This window comes from Nostoc sp., from assembly GCF_036917755.1.
Lineage (GTDB): Bacteria > Cyanobacteriota > Cyanobacteriia > Cyanobacteriales > Nostocaceae > Nostoc.
This window is the reverse complement of the sequence record NZ_JBALFC010000153.1, coordinates 45,734-59,766: the sequence shown is the minus strand read 5'-3', so window position 1 is coordinate 59,766 and position 14,033 is coordinate 45,734. Positions and strand designations below refer to the sequence as shown.

The window sequence follows — 14,033 nt, the reverse complement described above, 5'->3', positions numbered from 1 at the left end:
GCAGAGCTACGGGCATCGCAAGGGGCGGGGCATGAATCCCAAAATTCTTTTAATCCAAAATCCCAAATCCTTCGACTGAACGCTCACGACAAGTCCAAAATTTAAAATTCGTAGTCAAGAGTCCAAAGTCGGACCCTTTACTCTTGACCCTTGATCTCCATCCTTGATAGGATGAAGTTCGGTAGGTTGCAAGTGTGATACTCTAAAAAGTAAGGGAGAACACAACGCCAAGTTTTAGAGGTGGCTGATTTCCCAAATACGGGATTGTGTTTCAGCCCGATTGTCAGCCAGAGGTGCGAAAATATGCCATTTTCTGCGTACCTGTTAATCAAAAATTGAGGTAGTATCTCAGGAGCCGTCAGTTCATGGACTATATAGAAAAGGTGCTGGAAAAGCTTAAGGAGTTAGCACGTAGGCTAATTGAGAGCCTGTTAGGGCCAGAGGGTGAACGGGAACCGGAACTGATTCCGATTCCTGTGAACGATCGCTCGCGCCGTCGCCACTAGCCCGAAAGTGCTAAACTCGACGTTGCAACCCTTAAGCATTCTGGCACTGCACGGGCCAAACTTAAATTTGCTAGGACAGCGAGAACCAGGAATTTATGGTTCGTTGACACTAGCTGAAATTAACCGCCTGTTAGAAGAAGAAGCATTCAAGCTACAGGCGAAAGTTTTTTCTATGCAGTCAAACCATGAAGGAATTTTGGTGGATACTATTCATGGCGCATTAGGACAATATCAGGGAATTATGATTAATGCCGGGGCATATACGCATACAAGTGTGGCATTGCGAGACGCGATCGCTGCTGTTAACTTGCCCACAGTCGAAGTACATCTGAGTAATATCTACCGCCGGGAAGATTTTCGCCATCATTCGTATATCGCCCCAGTAGCGATCGGGCAGATAAGTGGTTTTGGCGTCCAAAGTTACTTGTTGGGCTTACAGGCATTAATAAATCATTTAAGAAGCATATAAGCATGAAAAATGAATCGATTTTAGAGTTGAGATTTTGGATTAAATTGTTCAATTCAAAATCCAAACTTGTATGCGTTACTCTCCTATAAGTCGGTTTAGAGGTACTTTGCTAGGAGCATTTCTGGGGGAAAGTTTAGCCTCTGGTGGTGAAATACAGTTTCAGAGTTACCTAGATTTGGGCAGAATCGCGGTTCTGGGTACCCAGAGTTTAATTGCGTTGGGTAGATTAGATTTAGATGATTGGATCGGGCGTCAGCAAGAAGAATCTCTTCATTTAGTAACAACTGATGACATATCAATAAAAATAATTATTGCCACACTGCCAGTAGCACTTTTTTTTCACGAAAATCCAATTAAGCTCCGACAAAACTTGCTGCATGTGCTAAAAATCTGGGAGGATGACCCAGTAGTACGGGATGGAACACTAGCAGTCGGATATGCGATCGCTCTTGCCCTAACTGAAAAACTCGACCCCTCAACCCTCATAGAGCAAATAATTTCTTTTATCGGAGAAACACCGACATCAATCCCAAAAAATTTATTAAGAGTCCAGAATTTATTAGAACAAGGGGCTGGATTGTCAAGGGCGCAAGCTGAGTTTGCTAAGGAAGAAAAACTCAGTAAGATTATTCCTATGGCATTCTACTGCTTTTTGAGTACCTTGGAAGACTTTCGCCTTGCAGTTTTGCGGGCTACTTACAATGGCAATTCTCAAGTCCAAGATGCCACGCCTCTAAGCTCACAGGCTACAGGTGCAATTACTGGTGCTTTATCAGGAGCATATAATGGTACAGGTGGAATTCCCGTAAATTGGCAAGTCTTGCTCTTGCAAAGGAATTCTCCAGCATGGGGACTAACTAGCTTTTCCCAAATGTTAAAATTGACTGATGCATTTGTGGCAGTGTGGTCAGGAGTGTATGATCTTTCCTTAAATCCAAGGGACCTAACAGAGGAGGGATTTGAGGTGGCTTTGCTTTCAGTTTACGCAGCTCCTCGCGTTATTCGGTCGCGTTAACAATAATTCGTAATTCGTAATTACGAATTGTTAATTAGCAGCAGCCGCAGAGCAAACTTCCCTGATGATTGTCTTTTTTTGAGCTATCAAAATTGGCAATTGCAGGCAGAGATAATGAAAATGCAGCAATTTTTGCAGTTCTTGAACCAGCAATTGACTCACTGGCGGCGACAGTACACAGGACTACGCCGTAAGGGAAAGTTAATCAGAAGTCCCAAAGGCAAAAGCCATAGAAGGGAACTTCTAAGGACTATGGTCAAGAATATAATCCTGTTTTTATCAAAAACCAATGACAAAAGCAATCGCCGAAAACAAGAAAAAGCGCTTAAGTCAAAGGCAAAATCGGTCAAAACTAACAGTATTTATGCAGTCAGTTTAGATTGGGCACATGAACAGCGTTACTCGGTAATTTTAGCGATCGCTATAGTCTCCCTTACAGGTGTTATTGGGCATAAGTTATACAACCAGACGCAACTCCAAGTAGGACATCTCGCGCCCCAAACGATTACAGCGCCTTACACAGCTAGGATCGAAGATCAGAAAAAAACAGAAGCCGAGCGCAAAGCCGTCAGTAATAGCTCCTTACAAATGTTGATGCTTGATGCGCGAATGAACGAACAAATTAACAAAAATTTGCAACAACTTCTGGATGATGGCAACGAAATTCGCGCTGTTGCTGGAGCTTTTCCTTTTTTTGATCCTGTAGTTTTGTCCATTCCTACCCAGCGTTACCTCCGCTCTTGTGTTGACTCGGAATGGCAAGCATTGCTATTGGCTATAGAAAATAGTAAAAATCAGCAGAAGAAAGGAACAAGACAAACCGCCGCCTCATCCCGTTCATCATCGCCGAATCAGGAACGCCAGCCTAGCACGACACCTAAATCTGATTCCCAGAATCCAGATCAGACAAAGACAGTTAATTTTTCTCAAAACACTGACTTTACTCAAGCAGTGGCAGAACTAGAATCTTACCGTGTCACAACTTCTGAGAAAAACTTGTCCTCACTGATTGCCAAAATTTCCCAAACACGCCAAAGATACACCCAAGCCACTAGCAAACTTTTACAGTTAGAGACTGTTAGCCCAGAAGCAATATACGAGGAATCCCTGCTTTTGAATTTGTTAGATGAGGAGTGGGAAAGAACAAAAATGGGAATCCATCAGAGTTCAGAGCGGATTCTCACCCAAGGTATCCCACAGGGACTGCCAAAAAATATCTTAGAGGATGCGGTGAGTTTACAATTACAGACATTTGTACCAAAAGACGCTGAAACTTTGGCAAAAAAGCTGTTGTTAGCTGTACTCAAGCCGAATCTGCAAAGAGATGAAGAACAAACGAGACAAAACGCTCAAAAGGCTGCTGCTGGGGTGCCACCCGTGATGGTGAAGGTACGGGATGGTGAGGTGATTGTCAAAAAAGGAGAGCAGATTACTGCATGGAACTTTGAGGTGCTGGAGCATTATCACCTGATTCGCCGAGAGATAAAATGGCACGAATTGGTGAAGTTAGGAAGCGTTATTGCGATCGCCATTGGCATTTTTGTCTGGGTAGAACGACATATCGATTATGAATTGCGACAACGCGATCGCTTGTTGGTATTACTGCTAACTCTGAGTGTGCCAGGAGTGATCACGATCGGATTGCCCTATACCACCTGGAGCGCCCTTGGTTTATTGTTGGGGAGTTTTTATGGCCCGACTTTGGGGTTGACAGTTGTCGGGCTGCTGTTGCCGATATTAGGCATTAGCTTGGATATGAGCAAGGCGGCGCTTTTAGCTGGTGTCGGAGGAGGAATATTAGGCAGTTATATCGCACAACGATTGCGATCGCGTGAAGAATTGGCATTATTAGGTGTTGCGATCGCCTTAACTCAGGGCGGCATTTACCTGGTTGTTAAAATCTTAATTGGTCAAGCATTTGGTTCAACCTGGTATATCGTCCTCAAAGAAGCCGGATTGTTTGCTTTATCCGGTTTAGGCTGGAGTGTTGTCGCCTTGGGCTTGAGTCCTTATCTAGAAAAAGTTTTTGATTTAGTCACTCCAATCCGCTTGGCAGAGTTGGCGAACCCTAACCGCCCCTTATTAAAACGACTCGCTACTGAGACACCCGGAACTTTTCAACATACCTTACTTGTGGCTACCCTTGCTGAAGCTGCTGCCAAAGAGCTAGGATGCAATGTTGAACTAGTCAGGGCTGGGACATTATATCACGATATTGGCAAAATGCACGACCCTCTTGGCTTTATTGAAAATCAAATGGGGGGGCCGAATAAACATGATACTGAGATTCAAGACCCTTGGAAGAGTGCAGAAATTATCAAAAAGCACGTAACTGAAGGGTTGGTGATGGCGCGTAAACACCTTTTGCCGACGGCGATTCAAGCTTTTATTCCAGAGCATCAGGGAACGATGCTGATTGCATATTTCCATCACCAAGCCCAGCAAATGGCTCAGGATGATCCAAGTTTAACGGTAGACGACGCAGATTTTCGCTACGATGGCCCGATTCCTCAATCACGGGAAACAGGAATTGTGATGTTAGCAGATTCTTGCGAAGCCGCGCTGCGATCGCTCGAAGCATCGGCTAAACTTTTGGGAGAGAAGCGATCGCTCAAAGATGTCTCCACTGAACAAGCTTTAACAATGCTGAATAATATTCTGCGTGCCAAATGGCAAGACAATCAACTCGTAGATTCAGGACTAACACGAGAAGAAATGTCACAAATTGCTCAGATATTTGTGGATGTTTGGCAGCAATTTCATCACAAACGCATTGCTTATCCGAAGTTGAAGGCTAGTAGTGTTATGCGTAATTCGTAATGAAGGTAAAGGCTATGATTGACCACGATCGCCTCTTCAAAGAATTACTATCTACTTTTTTTGTTGAGTTTCTCGATTTATTTCTCCCTCATGTAGTCAGCCAAATAGACTGCGATTCAATACAATTTTTACCCCAAGAAGTGTTTACTGATGTCACCTCTGGGGAAAAGAAAGAGATTGATTTACTGGCGCAAGTACGTTATCAGCAGCAGGAAACTTATTTTTTAATTCACATTTAAAATCAATCTTACAGTCAGCCAGTATTTGCCAAGCGGATGTTTAAGTATTTTGCCCGTTTGTATGAAAAATATGATTTACCAATTTATCCGGTGGTAATTTTTTCTTTTGATGAACCGAAACGCGCCGAATCTACTAATCATTCGGTGACGTTTGCTGATTTAAATGTACTTGATTTTAAATTTCGAGCGATTCAGTTAAATCAATTGAGTTGGCGGGATTATTTAACCCAACAAAACCCAGTTGCTGCTGCACTAATGGCGAAGATGAATATTTCCAGAGAGGAACGTCCGCAGGTGAAAGCGGAGTGTTTACGGTTGTTGATTACTTTACGATTAGATCCAGCGCGAATGCAATTGATTTCGGGGTTTGTGGGTGTGTATTTGGATTTGAATGCGGCGGAGGAGGAAGTGTTTAAAGCCACAATCGATAGAATGGGATTAACTAACGAGGAGGTATATATGGAAATGGTAACAAGTTGGGAGCGAGAAGGCATAAAAACTGAAGACGGGCTGGTATTACTAAGCTTCTTCAGTTACGGTTTGGAGAAATAGATGCTCAATTGGAGGCAATTATTCCCAAATTGATCCAGTTATCTACTGATGAATATATGGATTTGATTTACCAAGCTACCCGTGAGGAGTTATTATCGCGGTTTCAAGTTTTTTTATAGCTTTAGAAAGAAAAATAAGTCCTAAAAATGAGCAGTTTCTATGAAAAAACTAATGTTGTAATATCACTTGAGTTGATGCGCTTGCTGCCGCTTCCAAGTTCTGAACAACATCAGCGATTTGTTAAGCATCTTAAAGATGTACATAGTTGGTATAAGCATTTGCCACTTCTTACAGGCGGAGTTTTCCTAGTGTTTTTAGCGCCTGACGCAGGTACACACTAACCAACTCAACATCCCAGACTACCATTAGGTAACTCAGTTGAAGGTTATCGGCAGGCATTTGGGTACTTAGATTATATGTGGCGAATCGATGCAGAATTATTCTTCCGAGATGATGCTAATCTGGTTGTATTACCTGATGAATTTGTGCAACAGTTCAGCTTTGTCCTGTATCCTTACGTTGCTAGTGAGTTCTATTGGTCTGTTCACGAGCAAGCTGTTACACAACTTCGGACAGGCAAAGCACAGCATCCTGTACGAGAATTGATTATTGAGTTAGCATCTGTTGCTGAAGAACTAGAACAAGCAGAGCAAGAAATCACTTCTGAAGAGTACAAGATGCTTGTATACGATAATTTACCACCTATTCAACTTACACCTGAGCAAGGAGCATTTTTACAATTATTTAGGAGAAATAGAATGCTGTATGAAGAGATCCAAACTCAAGAACTTCAAAAGATAGAACAAAAACTGTATCGTTTATACGAGTGGTGTTCTGTTTAAATGCATCACCATATATATTACGTCATGTGCTTGGAGTATATCTAGCATGGCTGAATCAGAGGTAATAGCTTCGACCGGGCAAGGATTACTTGTTAACAAGTTTCAATTTTCCCGTTAGGTCTTGCGATAATCTCAAAGCTTCTTTAATCCTAGCTGACTCCACACCCCAACTTTAGATGCGATCGCTTTATGGTGAGTTAATACATCAAGCTTCATCAGTAGACAGTATAGTTTCTTTTCGGAGGCGATCGCCCTTTGTACCATTCAGTCGAGATGCTTCAGATTTTGCAAAAGAAGTGGAACTTCCACCCTTTCTGGCAAGTTCAGCCATCCATTTTTTAGTTCCAAATATTCCATTCATCAAAGCAGAAATACTCAAATCTACATCTAGGGTTTTCCAGTGTAATCCTTCACCAGAAGGTGTTACCTCTACTTCTGCTAAGTCCTTAATTGAAGCACCCGCCAGTCCTTCTCCTGCCTCTGAAGGGAACCCAAACATACATTTGTTGGATAAGAAAACTATAATCATTCCTAAATAAGGGTCATAAAAAGCACGAGTAGCCTGTGGTTCAGATGTGGCGATCGCATCTGACTTTGCTCTGGCATTGGCTAGCTTTTCTTTTAATTCTTCTGTAGCCGCAATCTTTTTAACCATGATATTCTCGCCACTTTTTTAGTAGTTCTAATTGGTGATCCGCAACTAACTTTAAGGCTTTCACCGCATCTTTATCACTCATTCCTGGGGATACTGAAACCCACTCTGGAGCGAGGTTTTCATCTCCTATATTGATTTTTGCCTCTCCGCTCCCCTTAAAAACATGGACATGAGCAGGAATATGATCGTTAAGGTAGATACGAACCTCAAAACCGCCTTTTCTTAAAATTGTTGGCATTTGATATTTATTTTATCAGACATAATCTAAGCGCTTGTGTTTATCAAGTGATATCCAACTTTCTTCTAGGTAACACAAAGCAGTTATGGAATAAAATTAAGGCTAACGTATATTACGCTTCAGCCCATACATCTTGTATGCGTAGATGATCGAACTAGCAATCTTTATGTTTTGGCTGGAAGTACTGAGAATCTTGAGTTCCAAATTACGCCGGATGGAGAGGTGTTCTAATGAGTCAAGTCAACTATGCAGCTATGTCTGATCAGGAATTGAGGCAATATTTTCTCCTACATCGTGAGGACAAAATAGCTATTCGAGTATATCTGGATAGACTTGGCGATGTCTACGACGGGCTACGCCTACGCCCACGCAATATTATCACAACTGTAGATGATCCCGATTTTGATGCCAAAATCCAGGCAGCAGTTCTAAAGCAGATGCAAGCAGCAGGCAATAATGGTGAGACGGCGGTCTAACAATTTTGGTGCAGCAGACAGTGGAGAAAAAACCACAACTGAGCAAAAGTCTTGCGAGGTCGTGGCTTATATTCTCCCAATTGCGATCGCAGTTTCCTAATATTCAAATCCTAACCCTCACTATGTCGCACAGCAGCCAAAATAAAATTAACTGCTGCTTGAGTATGTTGCTCAATCATTTCTGGACTTAGTAGTTGTAAATCGGGTCTAGTATGCTTGATGTTTTCGTAAGCGTTGAAGTATAAATTACAAACCCCAATAATATGCAGGGTGGTGAGAAATGGATCGAGTTGACGGAAACAACCTTCCGCCATCCCCCGTTCTAAAATCTTGATGAGATAGCTAAAATTTTCTTGCCAATTCCCCTGTTTAAAATACTTTCCCTGATTTTGGTTTGCTTCTTGGAACCAAAGCATTCCCCGGTGCGGGTGAGCAGCTTCGTAGGCGATCGCTTCCTTGACTAGCAGCTTCAAGGCTGACTCTGGTGGTAACTGATCCAGATTTAGCTGTTGAAACCCTTGGTGCATTTCCACCGCCGGACGTTGCAGAACAGCTTGATATAGTCCTTCCTTGCTCTGGAAGTAGTAGTAAATCATCGCTGTGGTGACACCTGCACCTCTGGCGATCGCTTCTGTCCGTGCCCCTTGAAGTCCATTTCTGGCAAACTCCGCTTCCGCCGCATCGAGAATCTGCTTTTTCGTCGCTTCTGCATCGCGCACCTGACGCGGCTTTTTCGCTGAGAATTTTGACTGCGTTGAACGACCCACGTTGCTCCATCATCATCAGGACTTACGCAAACAATAGCCGAAACCCTTATTTTTGGGTAGGGGCAATTCATGAATTGCCCCTACCGCGTGTAGTTTTGCGTAACAGCTTAATCATAACGAAAACATATCAACTAAAAATTTGGTTAGTAGTTGACATAGAAGATGAAATTTATTAAATTAATACTCATTAACTAAAAAATTAGTTAGTTGTCCGCATGATTCAGCAATGCAGTAGCCAAAGTTAGCCGAGCCAATGCCCGGTAATATTAGTTTGTCCATTGCAGACAAGGCTTTACTTATCTCAATTTGCAATAAAACAGGAGTCAGAATTCAGAATACTCTATCCCTTTATGGGTAGAGTTTTAAGGCGAGAATATTTTAATTTTTTTCGCCCACCTTTCGGCCACGCTCAGGGCATCGCCAGGGGCGAGGTTTTGACCAATATTCATCACCCACTCGTACAGAATTCATACGCTCATTCTGGCACCTCGGCGGAGCGTCTCCGGCTCCGCTCCTGAGTTCTGAATTCTTCTTATAAACAACTTCTCAAAATTTTGGAGGAAAAATGGAACCAATTTTACCTGGTGCGCCTTGGTTAATCGCGCACAAATCTACATTAGGAGTGAATAAACCGAATAAAGTAACTTTAAACAGACAGGATTATGTCATTTGGCAAAACCAAAAAGGTGAAGTGTTTGCCCTTGATAACATCTGTCCACATATGCAAGCACCGTTATCAGACGGTTGGGTTTGTCAAGAGAGAGATACTATTACTTGCCCATTTCATGCATTAGAATTTGATGGACAAGGCAGACTACAGCAAGGAGATAAAAAGGACACTCAGCCAATTACCAAAGCATTAGAGCTAATTATTAGCAATGATTGCATCTGGACTTATGCCGGATTTGAGCCAAGATTACTAATCCCAGATTTGCATCAGAAAATTGTAGATGAATACGAGTTCATCGGAGTAACTGGAGATAAAAGTATTCAGGGTAAATTTTTGAGCAACCTGATGGTTAACTATGACTATAATCACCAAAATGGTACTCATAAAGAACTATTTAAAATTACATCTTGTCATGTCAGTTTTTTTGAAGAAAAAGGATATCTCAGTAGTTTATACTCATAGGACTTAAGACCAAAATAATCTTCACAGGAACGTAAACATTTTTGCAAAATCTTCAGTTTATCCGGCTCAATTGGCTCGTGATAAAATGAAGGTTTTTCTACTCTTGAAAAGTCCTTGTTCTCTTGAAATAATGAAAGTTGTTCTACTTCTGGTAATGTTGGATCTAAAAATTCTAATAAGTCTTTAGCATAGTTATCAATGTTCTGTGGAATTGAAATAAGAACAGCACGTCTTTTTCCTTTTTCATCTGGTGCCGCTAAGTGCATAGCTGCCCAAAATAGATAAGGGCGTAACCGCTTTTCTGTACGTTCCTGTTCCCAATTTGGTGCGGCGGGATATTTTGGAAATGGATCTAGAATAAAAGGTGTATCAGCTTGACCATCTTCCTCAAATGCTAATCTTCTGCCATCAAGTAAGTCATACTTTATTCTAAATCCTCTTCCTGGGAGACATTCAAGCCGCCCTATTAATTGACGTGTACTTCTGTAATTTTCCTTTGCTGGGGTAGCATTAGTTGAATTTTCTATCCAGCTTGCTAATGCACCTTCTATTTCCGATGCAACAGCAGATAGTGCAATAATTCGGCTATGGTTTTGTTCTATATAAGTAAACAGTCTTGCCCCTAGTGACTCTAGGCGTAAGGATCTATTCTCAGCTTTTTGCAAAGAATTTTTATTACTATCAAATTCAACTTTATGGGCTTCATCAAGTACAATAAGCGATACTCTACGAATAAATCGAGTACCCAAAAATTTCATCAAAGCTTCTGCTTTTTCATAAGTGCAAATTAAAACTGTTGGCTGTTCTGATGTCAGCCATACATCTGTTGGCCCCCAGTCAGTCCCTCCATATAAACCTGTAACTATAACATTGTTATTAGTGGAACGCTTTAAAACACGAGACAGACTTGATTCAACTTCTGTAGCAAGCGCTCTGCTTGGCACTAAGTAAATTACTAAAGGGGCCGAGTTACTTAACTTGTTAGAATTTGTAGTTTCCAAAAACAAACTTTGCAGAATAGCAATTTCAGCTATTGTTGTTTTTCCTGAACCTGTAGGGGTACAAAGAGCAAATGATTCTGCTGTGGCTAGTCGTTCAATTCCACAAATTTGAGAACGCCATGCTAAAGTTTTACAGTTTTGATAACTTTGACGTAAATAACGCTCTAAGAAAGTTTTACCACTTTGAGTAATCATCTGAGAAAGTGCTTCTAAATGATGTCGTAGAGAAGTTTCTATATATACAGAAGCAACTTCAGCACATAACTTACCTAAAAGCCAAGAATAAGTGTCATGTCCATGAAGAAGCAACTTAGCAATAGCAGAAAGTTTTTCAATAGCTTTTTCTAATCTTGGTTCATTTCCCCACCGCATCTTTGCACATAAAATTCCTAAAGAGCTAGCAGTTTCTTTAACAATCAATTTGTTAAATCTGTCAGCAGCTGTATCAGTGTCATCCCAAAGAAGACTTGTTTCAGTTTGAAAATTTGATGATGTTGCAGTTGCCCAATATTCTGTAAGTCGTCGCAATAAACTAGGAAAATCAGCTTTTAGCAGAGAACGTAGAATTTCTGACTCTACTCCCTCACTTATATCTTCATTGAGTAAACCCGCAGCTCTAGCAGGATAACCAGCAAGTTCATACACAGCTGCTGCAAGTAAACGAATTGGTAAAATATCCGGGTTTAGTTGGGGATGAGATAGCCATTCAAATAACTCACCAGCCCGTAGCATTCCATTACGCCAGTTAGTATCTCCAGCTTCTCGCTGGATAAATGCAGTCTCAATAAGGCGCATAGCATCATTTAATCTTTCACCTGCTTCATCTTCTCGCCACCCAGTTAATCCCTTTCCTCCTGCGCGAAGTCTGGTATGTTGGCTATAGAGTTTTGCAATTGCTGGTGTTAGTCTGGTACCTGCCAGACTATTTTGTAGTTCCTTCGCTAAAACAATGACTTCGTTACTTGGTTGAGTCATCTCATTTTGCAGAACTTCATCCTCTACTATGACATCACAGTTTGCTTTTGCAACCTCTGAATCATCTGGTTGTTGAACTGTCTGAGTAGAAATATTTACTGAAGGTGTTGGACTTGCTGCCTGACTATAGACACTTGTAACAAGATTTTCAACTTCGTGAAGATGAATTTCAACTGCTTCGAGTCTTCTTCCTGCTGTATATTGTTCGTGTGGTTTTTGGGGAGATATCCAGGTTGGATTTCTGACAGGATGTTCACCACAAATATAACTAATTAAATCGCAGCGTTCATAATTTATATCAACTTTTTCTAGCCATAAAACTCTTAGAGAATCAACCCATTCAGATGAAAAAGGATCATCGTAATCCCCCAAAATCTCAATTATTTGTGGGATATCAACAGGCTTTATATGTGGTTCACTTGCCTTTTTATGTGCTTTAGCGATCATTTTTGTGTAATGATTAGTTGTGCATTTAGCTTCACAAACTAGAGAAGCAATAATTACTCCTTCGCTGTTACGTAAAAAAGCAAGACAATCATCACCTGTACGTCCAGGTCGCTTTTTTGCAATCTCTTCAGTTTGATTTAGAAATTCTAAATGCTGAAACTCAACTAGATGAAATCGAAAAAGAAAAGCAGGAACTTCCCAATCATCCTGTCCAAAATGAGCAAGATTTTCGGCAATAATTCCCGAAAATATATCTCCAAAATAACTCTGGCGAGATATAGTATTAAGACGCTCAGGATAGCCATCGCTTGGATCGCTTTCTGAAAAACCTCCAAATGGAGCGAGAGAATTTCCTGCTAATTTACGAAGACGATATCGAGCATCTTCATGGGCTTTTTGAACAATTAATATTAATTCATTGATAATTATATCTCGTTGGCTTTTATCTTCTGTGAGGAGACGATGTGTGTACCGCTTATCTTCAGATTCACTAACTGAGTTAGATAACCACTTTGATATTCCGTTAAATCTAGTGATTTTTTGTCTTTCTTTCATTTAATATACTCTCTAATATTAATCAGATTTACAATATAAGCCTTTAGCTAAGATAATTTTAAACTCTATGTAAAATTTAATATTAAAAGAGTAATAGCATAGCAAAATGATGCCATAAGCATTGAACGAGAGCTATAACGCTTACTCTGTTTTACTTTTGGGCGAGGGCAGGTTCTGAAATTTAGCCTAAATGGGCTAAGTCAACAGAACAAGAATAGGGTGTGATTGAATACAGCGTCCGGCTAGTAGAAGCTGACAGAAAAACATCAACTCTCATCTGCTGTTATCAGACAGATAACAGTGAAACAAATTTCCACATGATTGGAAATAGCTCTCTAGTAAGCATGGTAATTATTAGATGGTCAACATAGTACATCAACCCAGTGCTACGCTACAGTTAGCAAGCTTGAGAGGCAACTATGACTGCCCTAATTCTGAACCTCAGCCCCACCATTGAACTAACAGATGAGCAGTTCTTCCAACTGTGTCAAAATAATCGAGATTTGCGACACGGAGTTAAGTCCTTCTGAACTCTCATTAGAACCCATTCGAGCCGATGCACTAATTTTATTGGAATCGACTGAACTAGTGCTTCACCTGGAGTTTCAGACTCAACCCGATGCTAATATCCCATTTCGCATGATTGACTATCGGCTGCGAGTCTATCGTCGCTTTCCCGAAAAGCAGATGCGTCAAGTGGTGATCTATCTTAAAGAAACAAACTCAGAACTCGTGCAACAAAATACTTTTACTATTGCTGGTACTCGCCACGAGTTCGAGGTAATTCGACTATGGGAACAGCCGACAGAAGTATTTTTGCGCTATCCAGGTTTATTTCCATTCGCGGTGTTGGGTGAGACAGATGACCGTGCAAGGACATTACAGCAAGTAGCACAGGAAATTATCGCGATTCCTGACCAACGGTTGCAAAGAAATGTCGCAGCTGCCACAGCAATTCTAGCTGGTCTAGTATTAGAGAAAGGGTTAATTCAAAGAGTATTACGGAGAGATATTATGCGCGAATCTGTAATTTATCAAGAGATTGAGGCTGAAGCTAAAGCCGAAGGTAGAGCCGAAGGTAGAGCCGAAGGCTTACAAGAGGGGATTCGGCGGGTTGCGATTAATCTGCTCAAAAGCCAAATGCCTTTGGCGGAAGTGGCAAAATTAACTGGGTTGTCAGTTGAAGATGTACAGTTGTTGCAAACAGAGATAGAAGGTGAGTCAACGTAATTGGGATTTCGTAATTATTACGCTGTGGATGAATCCGAGTCGCTCTGAATAAAAACCAGAGTGATGTCTACGACGGGCTACGCCTACGCTTCTTACTCACACCTCTTCTCAAAA

General features: G+C 41.2%; 15 protein-coding genes and 1 pseudogene. 12 read left to right on the top strand and 4 right to left on the bottom strand.

The features are described 5' to 3' along the window. The first annotated feature begins 365 nt into the window (after positions 1–365). The 7 genes from V7L05_RS32125 to V7L05_RS32095 all read left to right on the top strand — a co-directional run bounded on the left by V7L05_RS32125 (position 366) and on the right by V7L05_RS32095 (position 6,443). A complete protein-coding gene (locus tag V7L05_RS32125; protein ID WP_292797121.1) occupies positions 366–506 on the top strand; it encodes a hypothetical protein in 141 nt (46 codons plus the stop codon). A gap of 22 nt (positions 507–528) precedes the next feature. Further along, complete coding sequence (aroQ, locus tag V7L05_RS32120; protein ID WP_335170362.1) at positions 529–975, top strand: type II 3-dehydroquinate dehydratase; 447 nt, start codon at positions 529–531, stop codon at positions 973–975. 70 nt (positions 976–1,045) lie between these two features. Further along, a complete protein-coding gene (locus V7L05_RS32115) occupies positions 1,046–1,990 on the top strand; it encodes an ADP-ribosylglycohydrolase family protein (protein ID WP_335170315.1) in 945 nt (314 codons plus the stop codon). A gap of 114 nt (positions 1,991–2,104) precedes the next feature. Further along, on the top strand, positions 2,105–4,810 hold the full coding sequence (locus tag V7L05_RS32110; protein ID WP_335170314.1) for an HD family phosphohydrolase: 2,706 nt from the start codon (positions 2,105–2,107) through the stop codon (positions 4,808–4,810). Beyond that, entirely contained in the window at positions 4,810–5,049 is a 240-nt protein-coding gene (locus V7L05_RS32105) for a hypothetical protein (protein ID WP_335170312.1), read from the top strand. Before V7L05_RS32110 ends, V7L05_RS32105 begins: the two co-directional genes overlap by 1 nt. Before the next feature lie 36 nt (positions 5,050–5,085). After that, positions 5,086–5,601, top strand: a complete 516-nt coding sequence (locus V7L05_RS32100; protein WP_335170310.1) for a hypothetical protein — start codon at positions 5,086–5,088, stop codon at positions 5,599–5,601. A 416-nt stretch (positions 5,602–6,017) separates the two neighbouring features. After that, entirely contained in the window at positions 6,018–6,443 is a 426-nt protein-coding gene (locus V7L05_RS32095) for a hypothetical protein (protein ID WP_335170308.1), read from the top strand. Positions 6,444–6,648: 205 nt separating this feature from the next. Here the strand turns inward: V7L05_RS32095 and V7L05_RS32090 are convergent, their stop codons facing one another. Beyond that, on the bottom strand, positions 6,649–7,098 hold the full coding sequence (locus tag V7L05_RS32090; protein ID WP_335170306.1) for a DUF2442 domain-containing protein: 450 nt from the start codon (positions 7,096–7,098) through the stop codon (positions 6,649–6,651). After that, the gene (locus V7L05_RS32085; protein WP_335170304.1) at positions 7,091–7,336 is read right to left on the bottom strand and encodes a DUF4160 domain-containing protein; all 246 of its coding nucleotides are present in this window, start codon (positions 7,334–7,336) and stop codon (positions 7,091–7,093) included. Before V7L05_RS32085 ends, V7L05_RS32090 begins: the two co-directional genes overlap by 8 nt. Positions 7,337–7,426: 90 nt before the next feature. Between V7L05_RS32085 and V7L05_RS34925 the strand changes: the two genes are divergently transcribed. Together V7L05_RS34925 and V7L05_RS32080 are read left to right on the top strand one after the other, a co-directional pair. After that, a complete protein-coding gene (locus V7L05_RS34925) occupies positions 7,427–7,567 on the top strand; it encodes a DUF6888 family protein (RefSeq protein WP_442937075.1) in 141 nt (46 codons plus the stop codon). Beyond that, positions 7,567–7,812 (top strand): DUF6887 family protein, encoded by a 246-nt coding sequence (locus V7L05_RS32080; RefSeq protein ID WP_335170302.1) that lies wholly within the window; start codon positions 7,567–7,569, stop codon positions 7,810–7,812. The genes V7L05_RS34925 and V7L05_RS32080 overlap by 1 nt, the downstream gene beginning before the upstream one ends. 110 nt (positions 7,813–7,922) lie before the next feature. On the opposite strand, the gene V7L05_RS32075 is transcribed toward V7L05_RS32080, so the two are convergent. Further along, the gene (locus V7L05_RS32075) at positions 7,923–8,579 is read right to left on the bottom strand and encodes a TetR/AcrR family transcriptional regulator (RefSeq protein ID WP_335170301.1); all 657 of its coding nucleotides are present in this window, start codon (positions 8,577–8,579) and stop codon (positions 7,923–7,925) included. Between the two features lie 565 nt (positions 8,580–9,144). On the opposite strand from V7L05_RS32075, the gene V7L05_RS32070 reads away from it, so the two are divergent. After that, entirely contained in the window at positions 9,145–9,711 is a 567-nt protein-coding gene (locus tag V7L05_RS32070) for a Rieske (2Fe-2S) protein (RefSeq protein ID WP_335170299.1), read from the top strand. Here V7L05_RS32070 and V7L05_RS32065 read toward each other — a convergent pair. Beyond that, the gene (locus V7L05_RS32065; RefSeq protein ID WP_335170297.1) at positions 9,660–12,689 is read right to left on the bottom strand and encodes a DEAD/DEAH box helicase; all 3,030 of its coding nucleotides are present in this window, start codon (positions 12,687–12,689) and stop codon (positions 9,660–9,662) included. The genes V7L05_RS32070 and V7L05_RS32065 overlap by 52 nt on opposite strands. Positions 12,690–13,108: 419 nt before the next feature. Here V7L05_RS32065 and V7L05_RS32060 point away from each other — a divergent pair. Then, a pseudogene (locus V7L05_RS32060) lies at positions 13,109–13,198 on the top strand (Uma2 family endonuclease); the annotation flags it as partial. After that, the gene (locus V7L05_RS32055; protein ID WP_335170287.1) at positions 13,155–13,919 is read left to right on the top strand and encodes an Rpn family recombination-promoting nuclease/putative transposase; all 765 of its coding nucleotides are present in this window, start codon (positions 13,155–13,157) and stop codon (positions 13,917–13,919) included. The pseudogene V7L05_RS32060 and the gene V7L05_RS32055, both read left to right, overlap by 44 nt. Positions 13,920–14,033 lie beyond the last annotated feature (114 nt).

What these genes read in the sequence shown, in the direction of transcription:
- V7L05_RS32125 (WP_292797121.1), top strand. Translation starts at nt 366, where the DNA reads ATGGACTATATAGAAAAGGTGCTGGAAAAGCTTAAGGAGTTAGCACGT.
- V7L05_RS32115 (WP_335170315.1), top strand. Translation starts at nt 1,046, where the DNA reads ATGCGTTACTCTCCTATAAGTCGGTTTAGAGGTACTTTGCTAGGAGCA.
- V7L05_RS32110 (WP_335170314.1), top strand. Translation starts at nt 2,105, where the DNA reads ATGAAAATGCAGCAATTTTTGCAGTTCTTGAACCAGCAATTGACTCAC.
- V7L05_RS32105 (WP_335170312.1), top strand. Translation starts at nt 4,810, where the DNA reads ATGAAGGTAAAGGCTATGATTGACCACGATCGCCTCTTCAAAGAATTA.
- V7L05_RS32100 (WP_335170310.1), top strand. Translation starts at nt 5,086, where the DNA reads ATGTTTAAGTATTTTGCCCGTTTGTATGAAAAATATGATTTACCAATT.
- V7L05_RS32095 (WP_335170308.1), top strand. Translation starts at nt 6,018, where the DNA reads ATGTGGCGAATCGATGCAGAATTATTCTTCCGAGATGATGCTAATCTG.
- V7L05_RS32090 (WP_335170306.1), bottom strand. Translation starts at nt 7,098, where the DNA reads ATGGTTAAAAAGATTGCGGCTACAGAAGAATTAAAAGAAAAGCTAGCC.
- V7L05_RS32085 (WP_335170304.1), bottom strand. Translation starts at nt 7,336, where the DNA reads ATGCCAACAATTTTAAGAAAAGGCGGTTTTGAGGTTCGTATCTACCTT.
- V7L05_RS32080 (WP_335170302.1), top strand. Translation starts at nt 7,567, where the DNA reads ATGAGTCAAGTCAACTATGCAGCTATGTCTGATCAGGAATTGAGGCAA.
- V7L05_RS32070 (WP_335170299.1), top strand. Translation starts at nt 9,145, where the DNA reads ATGGAACCAATTTTACCTGGTGCGCCTTGGTTAATCGCGCACAAATCT.
- V7L05_RS32065 (WP_335170297.1), bottom strand. Translation starts at nt 12,689, where the DNA reads ATGAAAGAAAGACAAAAAATCACTAGATTTAACGGAATATCAAAGTGG.
- V7L05_RS32055 (WP_335170287.1), top strand. Translation starts at nt 13,155, where the DNA reads ATGAGCAGTTCTTCCAACTGTGTCAAAATAATCGAGATTTGCGACACG.